At 53.4% G+C, this 17,466-nt stretch carries 14 protein-coding genes; 2 read left to right on the forward strand and 12 right to left on the reverse strand.

Going from position 1 to position 17,466, the window contains the following annotated elements; translation table 11 throughout:
* The first annotated feature begins 27 nt into the window (after positions 1 to 27).
* Positions 28 to 576, forward strand: a complete 549-nt coding sequence (locus NST99_RS31395; protein ID WP_341097808.1) for a GNAT family N-acetyltransferase — start codon at positions 28 to 30, stop codon at positions 574 to 576.
* Positions 577 to 709: 133 nt separating this feature from the next.
* Here the strand turns inward: NST99_RS31395 and NST99_RS31400 are convergent, their stop codons facing one another.
* The 4 genes from NST99_RS31400 to NST99_RS31415 form a co-directional block, all read right to left on the reverse strand.
* Positions 710 to 1,354: an MOSC domain-containing protein gene (locus tag NST99_RS31400; protein ID WP_341096889.1), complete on the reverse strand. Its 645-nt coding sequence runs from the start codon at positions 1,352 to 1,354 to the stop codon at positions 710 to 712.
* A complete protein-coding gene (locus NST99_RS31405) occupies positions 1,335 to 1,865 on the reverse strand; it encodes a GNAT family N-acetyltransferase (RefSeq protein ID WP_341096890.1) in 531 nt (176 codons plus the stop codon). The genes NST99_RS31400 and NST99_RS31405 overlap by 20 nt, the downstream gene beginning before the upstream one ends.
* A gap of 49 nt (positions 1,866 to 1,914) precedes the next feature.
* Positions 1,915 to 3,132 carry an MFS transporter gene (locus tag NST99_RS31410; protein WP_341096892.1) on the reverse strand — a complete coding sequence of 406 codons (1,218 nt, stop codon included), beginning with the start codon at positions 3,130 to 3,132 and terminating at the stop codon, positions 1,915 to 1,917.
* Positions 3,133 to 3,606: 474 nt separating this feature from the next.
* A complete protein-coding gene (locus NST99_RS31415; RefSeq protein ID WP_341096893.1) occupies positions 3,607 to 4,434 on the reverse strand; it encodes a formate/nitrite transporter family protein in 828 nt (275 codons plus the stop codon).
* A gap of 385 nt (positions 4,435 to 4,819) precedes the next feature.
* Here NST99_RS31415 and NST99_RS31420 point away from each other — a divergent pair, with 385 nt between their 5' ends.
* Positions 4,820 to 7,987 (forward strand): S-layer homology domain-containing protein, encoded by a 3,168-nt coding sequence (locus tag NST99_RS31420; protein ID WP_341096895.1) that lies wholly within the window; start codon positions 4,820 to 4,822, stop codon positions 7,985 to 7,987.
* Positions 7,988 to 8,055: 68 nt separating this feature from the next.
* Here NST99_RS31420 and NST99_RS31425 read toward each other — a convergent pair whose 3' ends face one another.
* The 8 genes from NST99_RS31425 to NST99_RS31460 form a co-directional block, all read right to left on the reverse strand.
* The gene (locus NST99_RS31425; RefSeq protein ID WP_341096896.1) at positions 8,056 to 9,420 is read right to left on the reverse strand and encodes an FAD-dependent oxidoreductase; all 1,365 of its coding nucleotides are present in this window, start codon (positions 9,418 to 9,420) and stop codon (positions 8,056 to 8,058) included.
* 367 nt (positions 9,421 to 9,787) lie between these two features.
* On the reverse strand, positions 9,788 to 11,422 hold the full coding sequence (locus tag NST99_RS31430) for a formate--tetrahydrofolate ligase (RefSeq protein WP_341096898.1): 1,635 nt from the start codon (positions 11,420 to 11,422) through the stop codon (positions 9,788 to 9,790).
* A gap of 309 nt (positions 11,423 to 11,731) precedes the next feature.
* Positions 11,732 to 12,208 carry a glutathione peroxidase gene (locus tag NST99_RS31435; RefSeq protein ID WP_341096899.1) on the reverse strand — a complete coding sequence of 159 codons (477 nt, stop codon included), beginning with the start codon at positions 12,206 to 12,208 and terminating at the stop codon, positions 11,732 to 11,734.
* A gap of 129 nt (positions 12,209 to 12,337) precedes the next feature.
* Positions 12,338 to 13,360 (reverse strand): LLM class flavin-dependent oxidoreductase, encoded by a 1,023-nt coding sequence (locus NST99_RS31440; protein ID WP_341096901.1) that lies wholly within the window; start codon positions 13,358 to 13,360, stop codon positions 12,338 to 12,340.
* Between the two features lie 201 nt (positions 13,361 to 13,561).
* Positions 13,562 to 13,900, reverse strand: a complete 339-nt coding sequence (locus NST99_RS31445; RefSeq protein ID WP_341096904.1) for a DUF3243 domain-containing protein — start codon at positions 13,898 to 13,900, stop codon at positions 13,562 to 13,564.
* Between the two features lie 164 nt (positions 13,901 to 14,064).
* On the reverse strand, positions 14,065 to 15,009 hold the full coding sequence (locus NST99_RS31450) for a D-alanyl-D-alanine carboxypeptidase family protein (protein ID WP_445745056.1): 945 nt from the start codon (positions 15,007 to 15,009) through the stop codon (positions 14,065 to 14,067).
* Between the two features lie 233 nt (positions 15,010 to 15,242).
* On the reverse strand, positions 15,243 to 17,123 hold the full coding sequence (locus tag NST99_RS31455; protein WP_445745004.1) for a DEAD/DEAH box helicase: 1,881 nt from the start codon (positions 17,121 to 17,123) through the stop codon (positions 15,243 to 15,245).
* Positions 17,124 to 17,177: 54 nt separating this feature from the next.
* Complete coding sequence (locus NST99_RS31460; RefSeq protein ID WP_341096910.1) at positions 17,178 to 17,381, reverse strand: hypothetical protein; 204 nt, start codon at positions 17,379 to 17,381, stop codon at positions 17,178 to 17,180.
* Positions 17,382 to 17,466: the final 85 nt, after the last annotated feature.

The raw sequence follows: 17,466 nt of genomic DNA on the forward strand, positions 1-17,466 counted from the left end.
CCTAGTGGCACAGAGGGAGGCAGCCGCTTGTTTAATTATGTCATTGATGAAGAGCTTGTGCTGAAGCTGTTGATGCCGGAGCAGGCCCGCCACATGTTCGCGCTGGTAGAGCGCTCGCGGAGCAGGCTCAGGCAGTGGCTGCCTTGGGTTGACGGAGTCACCGAGCAGGACCACATCGCCACATTTATCAAAAATGCCGCCAAGCAGGGCAGCGACAACGGCGGCTTCACCGCCGGACTGTGGGTCCGGGGAGAACTGGCCGGCATTATCGGCTACCATGAGATAGATTGGCAGAGCCGCTCCGTCGGAATCGGCTATTGGCTTGGAGAAGGATATGAAGGCAAAGGCTACATGACCAGCGCCTGCCGGGTTTTCGTAGATTATGCGCTGCTGGAAATGGAGCTGAACCGCATTGAAATCCGCTGCGCCACGGGCAACAAGCCCAGCCGGGCGATTCCCGAGCGGCTGGGTTTCGTATTCGAAGGAGTTCTGCGCCAGGCGGAGAAGCTGCCTACGGGCTATGTGAACCATGCGGTATACGGCCTGCTGCGCAGTGAATGGAAGCTGCTGAGCTAAACAGAGGGACATATACAAACCGGCAGAATGTAACGGAATTGTCGATCTTTTATAACAAACCAAGCCCCCCGTAACAGGCATCCGGGGGGACTTGGCATACCATCAAATTCACCGATTTGGATATCAGCAGTTGTTAGCTCTCCGCAGCCTCAAGCCAGCTCCGGAACTTCATCCGGGTTCCCGGCGCCAGGCTGTCCAGTTCCGATAGCTCAGCCAAACCGTTCTTGTCCTTTCGGCCATGTTCCATCAGGTAGAGCACCCGCTTTACAGGGTAGCCTCCCGCACCGGATTCCTTCTTGACGATTACATCACCAGCTGTAATCTGACCTTCACGCAGTACACGGAAATAAAATCCGCTGTATCCGGTAGCCAGTACTTTGGCCGGCATATCAGCCGGGCCATGCTTCTGCGAGAGCTTAAAGCAAGGAAACCGCGGCTGGCTAACCTGCAGCAGAGTCGAACCGATCTCATACACATCACCGATGCAGACCTCGGTCTCCAGCAGTCCGCTGACTGTGATATTTTCGCCGAAGGCGGAGAACTCCAGTTTCTTGCCGAGCTGCTCCTCCCAAAAGGCATAATGCTCAATCGGATACACACAGACCGCTTTGTCCGGCCCCCCATGGTTCACCAGGTCCGCTTGCCCGTCACCGGCGAATCCCTCAAGATGAAGCTGTACCGGCCCAGCCGCCGGCATTTTATAAATCCCCGTTTCCAGCGGCTTACCACGGTAATCTACCGTTACAGGTTTGCCTACATTAAGCGAAATGACTTCCATTTCCCTTCCCTCCAGTCAGCATGCAGCTCATAAATACCTCATCTACATAATGTCCGCCAAGATAAAACTCTTCCCTGAGCCGGCCCTCTTCCTCAAATCCGCATTTCCGGTAGAACGAGAGCGCAGGAGTGTTGCTGGACAGCACCCGCAAGCGGAGTTTACGTATCCCGTTCTCTCCGGCATGCTGCTTGATCGCCTCGATCAGCTGTCCGCCGATGCCCAGCCGCTGGAACTTCGGATGGACAGCGATGTTCACCTCGCACACATGGCGGTTGCTCTCCATCCCGCTGGGACAGCCGAAACCGACATACCCGCATAGTTCTCCTTCCTGCAAAGCTACAAGCTGGGAACCGGGAGGGGTATGGAGCAGATAATCCTCACGGGAACACCACATTAATGGACCCGGTGTGGTCTCCTCCGTCCAAATCATGTTATCGAGAATAATCAGCTCACGGGTATCCTTGAACTCCGAGGGACGAATCGTGAGCGAGCCTCTAATAATTTGTTGCATAGCTCTTTGCACTCCTTGACTTACCTTTAAATGATTCTTCTACAGACCATTATACCCCATTTTGTTCCAGTGCACGGCCAGAACGGTTGATGAAGGCATGGACCGCGAAGAACCCCACCGCCAGCAACGCCATTCCGCAAGCCAGCCAGCCTGTCGGCGCAAGGCCTCCCCGGTCATACAGGCTGCCCATCATATAGGGGCCGAGAACTCTGCCGACCGCACCGATCCCACCGCTAAGCCCGAGATAGAAGGGCGCACTGCGGTCCGCATGATCGGAAATAAATGAAGGCATTGCCGGAGAAATAAGCATCTCCCCCAGCGTGGTCAGCAGCATCGCCAGCACCAGGCCGGGATAGCTTGGGGTTAACAAGATCACTGCATATCCACTCAGGTAAAAAACAGCGCTTGCCGTCATCTGCGCCGTCGAGGTCTCTGCGAACCAGCGTTTGATCAAGCTTACCAGCGGCTGTGCGGCAAAGATCAGAATCCCGTTGAGCGTCCAAAGAAGGCTGTAGGTGCTCTTAGCCCAGCCTTCCGAAATAATAAACGGAGAAACTCCCGTATTCCAGATTGAGTTACCGATCAATAAAAACAACGAACCTAAGGCCATATACAGATAGATTCGGGTGTGGCCTATAAGCTTCCAGTTCGACAGCTCTCCGGGGCCGTTTCTCCTATGCGGCTCGGCATGGGCCGGCTCTGTGCCAACCTTCCGCAAATACACAAAGAAAAATGCGGCAAACACGGCTGAGGTCAGCCCATTAAGCACAAAGCTCAACAGATAGGAAATATCGGCCAGAAAACCGGCCAGCATCGTGCCCAGCGCTACCCCAATATTATTGGCGACATAAATTACATTAAAAAGCTCTCCGCGCTGTTCTGCGAAGCGGAAACCTATAAAGGCCTGAATGGCCGGCAATGACAACGAATTGAACAGACCCACCAGCCCCATCACCAGCATGAACATATTCCAGTTCACGCTTGCCGCCGGCAAGGTAAACAAGGCTAGGGCATTCATGGCCAGCGCACCGACAATCAGGCGTTTGACACCAACTTTATGATAGAGTGATCCACCCAGCAGTTGTCCGAATATGCCTCCGAGGGATTGAATAACAATAACGAGTGCGGCATCTGTCATACTGCGGCCCAGTTCATCAAATACATACATCGTGACAAGCGGCCACATCAGCGCGCTACCCGTTGCATTAATAAGACTGGCAATCAGAAAAACTTTGACTTCCTTTGGATAAGCTTGTAGAAACCTCATGACTTGTCTTTCAACCCCTGTAATATATGTGTCATTAATTTCATCCAGTATCATCCCAAAACAGGACGAAGAGCAAGCATCCACACTGACGCATTATCGCGTCACTTAAACACAACATCCCCCATGATTTTTGACCAAAACCTATGGACAGCCCTAGCAGTAAAAAGCCTGTCGAATCGGATCTTTGTATTTTATAACTGCTGCCGCCATGCGTAAAGAAATTTGCTGAACGAGACTGATTCGTTCTTCGTTTGCCCGGGTAATAGAGCATATGAAACACTCCCTATTATTCGCCGTGAGCCCGATTTCGTTCCCCCGAGTCGGTATGCACGGCGAATTTTGTGTTGTGCACCCCTATTTCACCTCACAAAAAAACACCCCGAGAACCTTTCCTCTTGAGCCGTTATAGGCTGGAAGAGGAAAAGTTACAAGGAGTGTCTATTGCCGTTTAAGACGGCATTTAATTAGTAAGGATTAAGCGTGTTTCTTCACTCCGACAGAGGATACACCCTCTACGGATTGCACAGCCGCCGGCCCTTTACGAAGGTAAGCCATATAATAGGCTGCGGCTACGAAGATGGCTCCGCCTGTAAGGTTGCCCAGCCATACCGGGGCAAAGTTTCCGAAATATTGTGCCCAGGTAAAATGCCCCTCAAATATAGCAGCAGGGATAAGAAACATGTTGGCTACAACGTGCTGGAATCCGATGGCCACAAATGCCATGGTCGGGAACCAGATACCGAGGATTTTGCCGCTGAAATTATCCGCCCCGTAAGAGAGCCACACGGCCAGAGCTACCAGCCAGTTACAGCCGATCCCGGAGACAAAGGCCTGCAGGAAGGTTGCGTCAATCTTATGTTCAGCCATATCGACCAGTTTATCAAGATAAACTCCGTCTGCGGTGAGGCCGACAACGTGGCCGAAGAAATAAGCAACGAACAACGCGCCTGCCAGGTTGCTGAGCGTGATTAGCACAAGGTTCTTGATGACTTCCCAGAAGGAAATCTTCTTCGCTATAAATGCCAGCGGCACGGCCATCATATTGCCTGTCAGCAGTTCCCCGCCGGCCAGCAGCACCAGGACCAGTCCTACCGGGAACACCGACGCCCCGATAAAGTTTGCGATGGAGCCCCATTCCGCCGGAGCACCGGCAATGACACGAATATCCAGTAAAAATCCGAGCGCAATAAACGCTCCCCCCAAAAAACCGAGAATAAGTACGGTGGCAAGCGGGTTGTGAGCCTTCTTGATTCCGTTCTCTACCGTTACCTCGGCGATCTGCTGCGGTTTGTTATAAGCCATGATTCCTATCCCCTTTTAATACTTAAAATTTGTTCCTTTATGCCATTGTAGCGTGATCGCAATCACATTTACGTGATAAAAGTCACGTCTAGGAAAACTAAGTGAAAGTTTTCACTGACATGTCAAATTTACCTTATCTACACAATTCAGATTAACTTAATCACAAAAACATTTCTCACCATTCATCCCATATTACGCTAAATATTCGGGCCGATTGTACCGATAGTGGAGTAAAAGAGGTGGTGATTGTGTTCCCGTAAACACAGGTAAAAGTACATACATATGGATTGACAACCTGAGGCGTGTCAGCCTGGCACTGCTATGTCTGATCCTAATCGGAGCTGCTGCTGTTCCTCCAGCTGCAAGGGCCAATAGCGCTCCATTTGTGGATACTGAGCGCAGCTATGCCCATCAAGAAATTGCACAGCTGTTCTCCAGAGGGATCGTTCAAGGCTATGGCAACGCAACGTTCAGACCCTATCAGCCGATTACTATTGCAGAGATGGGTACCATGATGTCAAGGGCATTATCCATTCCCATTCCTAGTTCGGACTATCCGCTAACAACGGAAGCGGCACCGAATTGGGCCATCCCCTCCATACGCTCGCTTTTGTCTGCAGGTATTATACAAGACCAGACAATAGCATGGAGAGGTGAATTAACACGCGAGAGCTTGGCAGTATGGTATATCCGGGCCTTTGGAGTGTATGACCAGGTCCAAAAACAAGGCGATATGTCTGCGTTTAAGGATAGTCATTCTATCTCGGAAAAAGCCCGAACAAGCGTCTGGGCAGCCCAGCAGCTCGGGCTGTTCCAAGGAGATGAATATCAGCGGTTTAACCCAAAGCAATCCGTTGACCGTCAAAGCGCAGCTATGGTAACTGCCCGTGCATGCCTTCTGCTTGAGGATGCCAAGCGTATACAAGATTTGCTTGAGCCTGGTAGTGACTTGCCTGATTATCCTGAAGTCCCCAAAGGCGCACCTTCAGAAGATATCGGGATCGCTTATTCAACCCCTGCTTCTACAGATCTCGTAACACCGGCTTCACCGGATCCAACACCGGATCCAACACCGGGACCATCCGCTTCACCGGTTCCAACATTGGGGCCATCGGCTTCACCGGATCCAACAACGGGGCCATCCGTTTCACCGGATCCAACGCCTGGTCCATCGGCTTCACCGGATCCAACGCCGGGGCCATCCGCTTCACCGGATCCTACACAGGGTCCATCCGCTTCACCGGATCCAACACCGGGTCCACCGGCTTCACCGGATCCAACGCCAGTTCCATCCGCTTCACAGGTTCCAACACCGGTTCCACCAGCTTCACCGGATCCAACGCCTGGGCCATCCGCTTCACCGGATCCTACACCGGGTCCATCCGCTTCACCGGTTCCAACGCCGGGGCCATCCGTTTCACCGGATCCAACGCCGGGGCCATCCGTTTCACCGGATCCAACGCCTGGTCCACCGGCTTCACCGAATCCAACGCCGGTTCCATCCGCTTCACCGGTTCCAACGCCGGGGCCATCCGTTTCACCGGATCCAACGCCTGGTCCACCGGCTTCACCGAATCCAACGCCGGTTCCATCCGCTTCACCGGATCCTACACCGGTTCCACCAGCTTCCCCGGATCCTACACCGGTTCCATCGGCTTCGCCAGATCTAACACCGGGTCCATCGGCCTCACCGGATCCAACAACGGTTCCATCTGCTTCACCAGATCCAACACCGGGGCCATCCGCTTCACCGGATCCAACACCGGGGCCATCCGCTTCACCGGATCCAACACCGGTGCCATCCGCTTCACCGGATCCAACAACGGTTCCATCGGCTTCGCCGGATCCAACACTGGTTCCATCGGCTTCACCGGATCCAACAACGGTTCCATCGGCTTCGCCGGATCCAACAATGGTTCCATCGGCTTCGCCAGATCCAACGCCGGTTCCGCCAGTCTATGAGGCAGTGGATTCTGTACAGGTTACCACCGATACAATTGACGCTTCGTTTAATGTATCTATGGAAGATTGGAAGCTAGCTTATGTGACCTTGGATGTATACGGAAGCGAAATCATGCCGGAGCATTTGCCGCCAGACCTCAAAGTGCGGGTTACTGATGATTACTCTGTACTGGCAGAGGATGGGACGGTAGCAAACTTTTATAACATCCCGAAGCCTGGAACTATGATCCATGGTCGAATCCTGCTCAGTTCCGAGGTCGCCGACTTTAGCATCATCAGCAACTTCGAGCTTGAGGTACTATCGCCTCAATACAATTCAACAGCTTATTTCACTGTATCCTTGTTGCTGGAAGATACAGGAGCAAACGCTACAACAGTTGCCGAAATGCAAACCATGCGGAATACACTGGCAACTATTGATCCCGATTTGCGGGTAACCTGGGCCATGGACAGCCGATTTGTGTTCGATGATGCACAGCGCCCTCAATTGCAACAGGTGCTTAACTACGTGGATCTATACGGAGATGAGGTAGGGATCGCATCCGGCTATCCGAATGATAATTTCAACCTGGCCCAATGGATTGTAGAGATGAACTCGTGGCTGTACATGTACAGATATAATGCGCTCAATTCCCTGCACCAGGGGGGCACCAACGGAGATAGCTCCGTATGGGAGAGTATTCCTGACAAGTATCGTCCCAAGTCACTGTCCACCTATGCCATCAACCCCGAACAGGCTGCCTGGTTAAAAGACAACTTCCGGATCGATGCGTTCATGGGCTGGGCTGCAACACAGTATAATGTAGGCCAATTGTCTGCTGAAGGATCACCGCTTATGCCATACTGGGCACATACCGCTAATCCGATGCTGCCCGCACAGGATGCTGCTACTAACAGTAACAATGTATTTATGAATGCCCTAAGCATTGATCCCATCGGCTCCCGCTATATTACAGGGGCATCCAGATGGACACTGCATCCGGCGGATCCGTTTGTAAGCGATACGAAGGCAGAACCTCAGCTGCATCTGGCCTCTCAGTATCTCAACAATCCTTTTCAGAACAGAAATACGGTTAATTACCTCTCACTGGTAATTGGTACCAATTGGGTGATGAGGTCACCCAACCTATTCGCAACCTGGCAGGACTTCATCAGCAGGTTCCCGAAAGATGCCGGCGTTGAAATATTGGGTGTTCATGGACTGGCAGAGATCTACAAAACAAAAACAGCCCACAGCAATGAACATTCAGAGTTCACTCTGATGTTCCGGGGGGCTGGATACACTACGGTCAGTGGAGAGAATTCTCCGGAGGATTTAAGGTATCTGTGGACAGAAACTGCAACAGAGCGTATTATCCTTGCCAAAAGAGACGGAGCCCCCCTCTGGAGCATCATTGACTTCACCGATTACTCCAGATCGCCTGTTACCAAGCTTCCATATACGTCCAATGGAGCGGCGGACGATATAAGCTACATCACAGGGAGAAACTACAAGCTGACTCCCGCGGCTCCGTTAACCTTAACAGAAATCGAACGTATCCGTGCCCGGCTGGATGTCATTGATTTCCATGAGGATATCAACTACCAATGACCAATGCTAAAAAAATACGCCCTGTCCAATCCTTCGAAAAGGTTGGGCAGGGCGTATTTTCTTAGCTGTTATACAGTTACAATTTCTTTGACTGCAGACATCTTTGGCAATGCCTGAAGGCCAGCAGTGTTCAGGAAGTTCCATGGCTTGTTGTAATGCGGCTGGAAGAAGAAATCAATGAAGGCCAGCTGATCCACCGTCATTTTGTTCTGGATGCAGACAGACACGGTATTGATCGACTGTGTCAGATCCATCTTGGACATAATCTGCGCTCCGAGAACTCGGCGGGTGGCGCGGTCAAATACTACTTTTAACTGAACCTGCTCAAAGGTCGGCATAAACTCCGGACGGTAGTTGTCGATCAGCAGCACGCTCTCGATATCCATGCCTTCGGCTTTGGCCGCGTCTTCCGTCAGTCCTGTTCCAGCGATGTTATCCTCATAAATCTTAATCCCCGATGTTCCCTGCGTACCCATGTATGGGATCGTATTCGCCACCAGGTTGCGCGCTACCAGTGTTCCCATACGTACGGCATTCGTAGCCAGCGGAATATACGCATGTTTGCCGGTTGGGTTATAATGAATCGCACAGCTGTCGCCGGCGGCATAGACATCCGGGAGGCTGGTCTGCATATAATCATTGACGATAATCGCCCCGTTAGGCAGCATATCCACTTGCCCTTTCAGCAGCTCTGTATTCGGACGGAAGCCAATGCAGAGGATAACCAAATCGGTCTCATGCTCCCCTTTGCTTGTGATCACCTTGGTCACTTTACCGTTCTCTCCGGCAAACGAGCTGACCTTCTCACCGAGCGCCAGCTTGATGCCGTGATCCTCCAGTGTCTGCTGGATCGGTGTAGTGAATTCTTCATCCAGATATTTGCTCAGGATCCGGTCCTCGCCGTCGATCAGCGTAACCTGCTTGCCGTTCATTTGAAAAGCCTCCACCAGCTCGACTCCGATATAACCGGCTCCGACAACGGTGATTCTGTCCACCTGCTGTGCTTTTTCGATAATGGTGTTGGAATGATTGTAGTTCTTCGACAGCAGGATGCCATCCAGCTCCATGCCTTCCAGCTTCGGCACAATCGGCCACGAGCCGGTAGTCATAATAAGTTTGTCATACGTATCTTCAAATTCCTGGCCGTTAGCCAGATTACGGGCTATTAAGGTTTTGCGGGCTGTATCCACATTGATCACTTCATGGCGCATCTTTGTATTAACACCCAGTTCAGCAAGCTTCTCAGGCGAAGAATAAAACAGGCCTTGCGGATCTTTAACCACTCCGCCGACATATAGAGCAATGCCGCACGACAGGAAGGAAATATTATCATTGCGTTCGTACACCGTAATTTCGGCATCCGGGTAAAGCTGGGCGGTATTAACAATTGCGGCGGTTCCGGCATGGGTACATCCAATGACTGCTACTTTCATGATTTCTTCCTCCTCCAAATTGGCAAGCATATTTTTGTCTGTTTGTTTGTGATATATTTCACTTTATATACTGATTATATTGTGATTAATATCACATTGCAAGCCTTTTGGTACATCTTCTCATATTGTTCACATTTGAAATGTATGAACTTCGCCTTTTTTTAGGTACTCTGCGGCTTCCTTTAGCTTTTCCCCGGCGGCAAGACATTATGTCTTAAAAATGCAGGAAGCAGCAGCCAGCCTAGGATCACAGCAGCAGTGCAGCAGGATAATATCAATGGAGGAAACCCGTCACGCAAAAAAAACCGGAGCCCGCGCAAATTACGCAGCGGGTCCGGGGTTTCGGCCATACTAAAAGATATAAAAACTACTCCAAGCCGTTAATTACACCGTCTTCGTCAACGGAAAGCCCTTCGGCGGCCGGCTTGGCCGGGAGCCCCGGCATGGTCACAATATTGCCGGTAATCACAACAGCGAAGCCTGCGCCCAGCGACAATGTAATATCACGCACCCCCATCGTGAAACCTTCAGGCGCACCAAGCAGTCTTGGCTGATCTGAGAAGGAATACGGTGTTTTGGCCATGCACACCTGAAGCTGCTGTAAGCCCAGCCGTTCGATGATGGCCAAACTGCGTTTGGCCGCAGGGGAGAACGCGACTTCCGCACCACGGTAAATTTCGGTGACGATTTTATTGATTTTGGACGGAATATCCAAGCTGTCTTCATACAGTGGGGCGTAACTCCCTGCATCTTCACGATCCAGCAGTTTCTTCAGCTCCGCTGCCAGCTCGAGTCCACCTGCACTGCCTTCTGCCCATACCTTGGAAACGGCCGCAGGCACGCCAAGGAGGCTGCAGGCGTTCAGCACCTCTTCTATCTCCGATGGCACATCACCTTCAAAGTGATTGAGCGCAACTAGCACAGGGACGCCGAATTTTCCCAAATTCTCAATATGGCGTTCCATATTGGACAGTCCCGAGAGCAGTGCCTCCCGGTTGCCGGCATACAGCTCTTCTTTGCGGACACCGCCGTTATATTTCAGTGATTTCACCGTCACGACCAGCACAGCCGCAGAAGGGGCAAGCCCGGCCTGACGGCATTTGATATCCATAAACTTCTCCGCGCCGAGATCAGCGCCAAACCCCGCTTCGGTTACAACCACGTCACCCAGCTTCAGCGCATAACGGGTCCCGATGACACTGCTGCAGCCGTGGGCAATATTCGCAAAAGGTCCACCGTGCACAATGACCGGCGTCCCCTCCAGTGTCTGCACAAGGTTAGGCTTCACAGCTTCCTTAAGCAGCGCAGTCATCGCTTCCACCGCCCCGAGATCCTTGGCCGTTACCGGCTGCCCTAACTGGTCATATCCGACCAGCATGCGGCCTAAACGCAGCTTAAGGTCAGCAAGGTTATCGCAGAGGCACAGCACAGCCATAATCTCCGATGCTGTTGTAATCTGGAAACCGCTCTCCCTCACTGTTCCATTGCCGTCGCCCAGCCCGGTCACAATGCTGCGCAGACTGCGGTCATTCATATCCATGACCCGCTTCCAGACGATGCGCTGCGGATCGAGGCCCAGCACATTCCCTTGGAACATATGATTGTCGATCATCGCCGACAGCAGATTATGCGCTGAAGTGACTGCATGAATATCCCCTGTAAAGTGCAGATTAATCTCATCAGCCGGAACGATCTGTGCCTTGCCTCCGCCGGTTGCCCCGCCTTTCATGCCAAGGCATGGCCCCAGCGAAGGCTCGCGCAGTGCCGCTACCGTTTTCACCCCCGCTGCATTCAGCGCCTGGGTTAGCCCGATGGTTGTTAAAGTCTTGCCTTCGCCTGCCGGCGTAGGATTAACCGCAGTAACCAAAACCAGCTTGCCATCGGGCTTGTGCTTCAGCTCATCCCATAGCGTTGGCGCCAGCTTGCTTTTATATTTGCCGTACAGCTCCAGATGCTCTTCACTAATCCCTGCTGCCGATGCTACCTCTGTTATTAACCTCATGCCCTTATAAAACCCTCCTGCCGTTATTATCCTGCTTCGTACTGCGCATTATGCGCTTAGTGTGTTTTATGTATGATCAACGATGATGTTGTCTCTTCAAAGGATACAGCGTCTCTGAAAGGCGTCAAGGATTATTTTCATAGTATATTTCACAGCGCAAGCCGTGGCAATGGATTCTGTGGCTGCTTTCACCGGAGATCAGCTATGGCTAATCAAATAAAAGCCCTCCCAAAATGCGGTTTGCACCGGGTTTCGGGAGGACACTGAATTTGCACTAAGACAGGCATGGCCCGGGTTTGCAAATGCTGTTTACAGCAAAGATTCTATGAGTCCCTTCATCGTTTCAGGGGATTCCTTCGGCTCCACGCGGGCCACAACCTTGCCGCTGCGGTCAACCAGGAACTTGGTGAAGTTCCACTGGATGTCACTGCTCTCGGCTGCACCCGGCTGCTGGCCCTTCAGATATTGAAAGAGCAGGCTTGCATCCGGTCCATTGACATCCACTTTGGCGAAGACCGGGAATTTGACGCCATAATTAATCTGGCAGAACTCCTCCGCTTCTTCACTCGTTCCCGGCTCCTGGCCGGCAAATTGGTTGCAGGGAAAACCCATCACAACAAGACCTTGGTCACCATATTGCTCATAAAGATTCTGTAGATCTCCGTATTGCGGTGTAAGTCCGCATTTGCTGGCCGTGTTCGCGATCAGCAGCACTTTGCCTTCATAATCCTTAAGCGGCACTTCTTTACCGGAAGGCGTTACTCCGGCAAAACTGTAAATAGACATCCTGCATCCCTTCCTTTCGGGTGTGTGTTAATAAATGACCGGTATTGCAGCGAAATGCCCAGACTGGGACTTTGCATTTCATTTCCCATCTTACCTTATCGGAAACGGAAAACAAAACTCAGCAGATTATTATCCAGCGTCTGAGCCCCGCCGGGATAACCCGCAAGCCTCAGCGATAAGCCGGAGGGATTTCAGCCGGCCCTCAAAGCTATGTATAAAACTTGCAAACATAATCTCTTCACATTGATATTGTTCGGCAAGAGCCTGAAACTGGCGCCGGATATCCTCCGGCGTCCCCACAACCATCCGCCTGCGGTTCTCCTCAATACGAAACCGGTCATACGGAGCATAATTATAGCGCAGCGCGGCTTCTACGGAAGGCGTGCCGGTGGAGACATGGCCTTTCTCCAGCAGTACAAGCGAAAGATCCATGCTGGTTGCCAGCCGGTCTGCCTCTTCAGCGGTTTCTGCACACACAGCAAATACGGAAACCAGCGCCCGCGGCTTCGCGGCAGCGGGAGACGGTCTGAAGTTGTGCCGGTAGGCCCTTACCGCTTCATAGCCTCCGTTGCCGTTAATAAATTGGGCAAAGGCGAAGCCGGTCCCAAGCTTCGAGGAGAGTTCGGCACTGTCTCTGCTTGAGCCGAGCAGCCAGATCTCCGGCGCTGTACGGACGGCCGGAGTGGCCTGCAGTCCCGCAAAACGGTGCCCGGAATCCACTGTACCGTGCAAATAGGCAATAAGATCCTTAACCTGCTCCTCATAACGGCTTATGTCGTCCAACCGGTTCTCTTGCAGGGCGCGCACAGCCAAAGCCGCACCTCCCGCTGCCTTGCCCAGCCCAAGGTCAATCCGTCCGGGATACAGCCCTTCCAGCACGCGGAAATTCTCAGCCACTTTAAAGGCACTGTAATGCGGAAGCAGAACGGCACCGGAGCCAATCCTAATAGAGGAGGTCACAGCAGCCAGGTGGGCCATGAGTACTTCCGGGCTGGATCCGGCCAGTCCGGGAGCCGCATGATGCTCCGATACCCAGAAACGGTGATACCCCAGTCTCTCCGCCTCCCGGGCGAGCATGGACGTTTGAGCCAAGGCCTCGGCAGGGGAGCAGCCCTCGGAGACCGGAGACTGATCCAATATGCTTAATTTCATATTCTAAGCCACCCCAATGATAAGATTTGAGATATCCAGATACTGCCTCCATTATATCCTGAACGTTCCCTGTGTACCTATTCCCCAACAGCAAAAGTCCTTCTCCTGTGAACCGGAGAAGGACTTTACCTCGCTATATACCAGCGCATGCACCGGTAGAGCCTGCATACCCGCTTAACCAGCCTGCGGGCAAGCTTTGAATTACTCCTGAACCAGCTTGACCAGCATGTGCGCCAGACGATGCCGCTCTTCCTTGCTGCCAACCTTCCACAGCTCCAGCAGCAGTTTCTCCTCGCTGTTGCGGGGCTCTTCATAAGCCGCTAGATAATCAGCGATTTTCTCGGCTGCTAGGACCAGCTGCTCATCGCTGAGCCCGATTTTTTGGGCAAGTTGAATCCGCTTACTTAAATAGCTTTTAAATTCCTGAAAATTGTTCAGAATAACCTCTTTCTGCTCAGGTTCAATCCGGTCCAGGGCGTCATTGACACGGTTCATGGTTACACTTCCATCCTTGCTTACCACATGGTTATGTTCGGACACGTGATGCGCCTCCTTATGAAAACTAATTAGTTTCCCACTACTTAACCATCGGCCGCATAGCTGAACCATAGCATTGAAGGAAGCAGACGTTACGCATTGGCCAATCAAAAAAAGCGGTCCCGTTATCCAGGGACCGCTGGTGGAGCTGTTGCTAAACGTGCCGGTTAATTCGATACGGGAACAGCATCAAAGTACTCTTCCAACGTAATGCCTTTCTCTGCAATGGAGGCAGCGATCTCCTTGCCTACATAGCGGACATGCCAAGGCTCGTACTTATAACCCGTAATCGACTCCTTACCTTCCGGATAACGGATAATGAAGCCGTACTCCGCAGCATGGCTTGCGAGCCAATCGGCTTCAGGCGTACCCGCAAAGCAGCTCTCGGCGGCGCATTTGCCGTCACTGCCGGAAATGTCAATCGCCAGGCCTGTCTGATGCTCACTATGGCCGGGAACCGCGCTGTAGGTGCGGGCTTTCTCTTCCCCGTCTCTGTCTACATAGTTGTTAAATAGCCTTGTCTGGGTTTTCTCGGAACGGTAGGCCGAAACACCGGCCAGCTGTATGCCATCCTTATTCGCCCCAGCGAACATTTCCTCGAGCGCACCAGCTGCAGTGCGGCGCATCATCCGCTTCTCAATCTTCTCCGAGAAGAGGAACCGTACATTCGGATATACCAGATCCGAAGGCTTATACTTATCCGGCAGCTTGTACTGCTTGTTGACCATGACTGACATGCTTTCGGGCTCTGCGGCAGTCAGTTCGGCTGCATTATTGCCTGAATCCGGCGTGCCCGGCTTATTTGTAGCAACAGAAGTTGGATTGGGAGGCGTATTCTCACCATCGTTCTCTTCCGGATCAGCCGTAGCAGCCGGAGACCCTTCGGCTCCTGTGTTGTTTCCAGAAGTGCCCTGGTCCTGCTCGTCCGGGTTTAAACTGGCAACGGGCGAAGGTTCTGCACTTGCATCCGGCTGACCCTGAAGGGCACTGCCGTCGCTTACTACCGTTCCTTCTTCCTCTGAAGCAGATGGAGCCGACGTATATTTTCCGATTCCCCAACCGATCGCAATCACGACAACGAATAAAATAACTATTTTGGCGGTCTTGGACATATGATGTATGTTTCCTCCTATACTTGTTGGCAACCTGCTTCCGATCCGTCTGTACGAAACCAACAGTTGCCTCATTCTCTGCACTCCTGCAGCAGCTGGTACTCTATTTATCTATTAGACAGGCTAAAGGGCAAAAAAGTTTCAGTCGTATAAAACAAATGTTACCACAGGTGGTTGGCGGATACACCAACTGCCCTATGGTAACAAGTTTCATCTATAGCTGTCGATCGCCTTTATCTGGATGAGCCGCGTCCGCCGCGGGAACCGCCGCCGGAGCTCTTACCACGCCCGCCACGTGATGCACCGCCGCCGCCGCTGTTCCGTCCGCCGGAGCTGTACCCGCCTTTGCCGCCCTTGGAGCTGCCGCGCGCACCTTTGGGAGCTGCCGCATTGTAGCCGCCTGATTCACTGCTGCGGGCTACATTGGCTCTGTGTTTAGGGCTGGCTTGCGCACCGCCCGGATTATATCCGCTTCCCGAGCCTGCGCCTTTGGAAGCGCCATAGCTGAAGCCGCCAGCTTCCATTCCTCTGGTGACGTTGGAGCTGTAGCCGCTGCTCGGGCCGCCTTTGGATGGGGCGGCCGTTCTGCTGCCGCCACGCCCGCCGGCGGCATTGCCGCCTGCCCCGTAAGCTGCAGCCGGGCTGGCGCTTCTAGGGTCAAAGGCGCCGTAGCCGCCGCCCGGTCTTGGCTTCGCCGCGCTCTTGCCGGCGGAATCGCCGCCTCTGGGCGCTGCCGCCTCGTAGGCGCTGCGCTTGCCCCCAGCCGCTGCACTGCGGCTGGTCTTCTCGGCAGGCGCGCCCCAGCTGCCTGCTTCCTTGTTGCCGCCGCGGCCGCGCCCGCCCGGCCGTGCTCCGGCTTCGGCGCGTGGTGCTCCGCCGCTGCGCCCTTGCCCGCGCCCGCCGCGGCTGGCACGCGCCGCTTCAGGCGCTGCGTTCTGGCGTCCGCCGCGCGGAGAGCCGCCGCCTTGCACGGAGGTGAATTCGCCTACGCCGAATTCATCCTTTTCGTAGCGGCGGCGGTCCAGCCGCTGGGAAATACCGTGCTCAATCAGCTCGAGCCCGTTACGTTCGCGCGGCGAGGAGAAAGTGATCGCCAGGCCTTTGCCTCCGGCACGCCCGGTCCGGCCGATCCGGTGAATGTAGCTGTCCGCATCCAGCGGCAGGTCGTAGTTGAAGACATGGGTAATCCCTTCAACGTCCAGACCGCGCGCGGCAACATCCGTAGCTACCAGCAGCTGCAGCTTCGCTTCGCGGAACCGCTTCATCACTGCTTCGCGCTTGCCCTGGGACAAATCGCCGTGCAGCTCGTCGCAGTCATAACCCGCTGCCTGCAGCGCTTCGTTCAGCTTCGATACCCGCCGTTTGGTCCGACAGAAGATAATTGCCAAATACGGACGGTCGCGTTCAATCAGTGCCTGCAGCGCTTCTTCTTTGTTGCGGTCGGAGCACTCTACGACCTGCTGGCGGATATTGTCCAACGGAATCGGCGAGCCGCTCTTAATCACGATGTCCAGCGGTTCCTTCATGTAGTTGGCGGCGAGACGTTTAATGGGATCAGGCATTGTGGCGGAGAAGAGCATCGTCTGACGGCGGTAAGGAACAGCCGTAATAATCGTCTCCACATCCTCCAGGAAGCCCATATGCAGCATCTGGTCGGCTTCATCCAGGACGAGCATCTTCACGCCCCCAAGATCCAGCGTTTCCCGCCGCAGGTGGTCAAGCAGTCTGCCCGGGGTTCCGATAATGAGATGTCTTCCGCCCTCCAGCTTGCGAAGCTGCTTCTCTACATCCTGGCCTCCGTAGACAGCCAGAATCTTCACACCCGTATGCCGTGCCAGCTTGCGTGCCTCTTCCGTAATTTGCAGGGCCAGCTCACGCGTCGGCGCGAGGACCAGCGCCTGCGGATAAGCCGCCTCCACGCGGATCTTGTCCATAATCGGCAGCAGGAAAGCGAGCGTCTTCCCCGTTCCCGTCTTCGCTCTGGCGATAACATCCAGACCCTGCACCACCGGCGGAATGGCTTCCTCCTGCACCGGCGTTGGTTTTACAATGCCTTGTCCTTTGAGCAGATCATTCAATAATTCAGAAACTCCTAATTCCTTAAAACCCGGCAATTTCTCCACCTCACTAATTCTCTAATTTGCCTTACTGTGCAGCATAACTTATAGTCATCCATTTTCGGGAGTAATGTACGCATCCATACAGCCTTCGCTGAAGCGGCGGCACAAGCTTATTTCAGGCGAAAACGGCATATTATCAAACAAAAGCGGAAGAACCCCGTCACCGGAGTCCTTCCGTCCCACTTGCCGATTCTGGCCCTGCAGACGTGCGGTCCAAGTCGGTTTCAGGGGCAGCAGCGTTCCACCGGACATTCAGACGGCACTCCATTTGCGTTCCATTACATACTATACGATAGCCTGTCCTGCCTTAAGGGCCGAACAGTGACCTAAGAAAGTT

It is taken from the genome of Paenibacillus sp. FSL L8-0470 (assembly GCF_038008625.1).
Lineage (GTDB): Bacteria > Bacillota > Bacilli > Paenibacillales > Paenibacillaceae > Paenibacillus_AQ.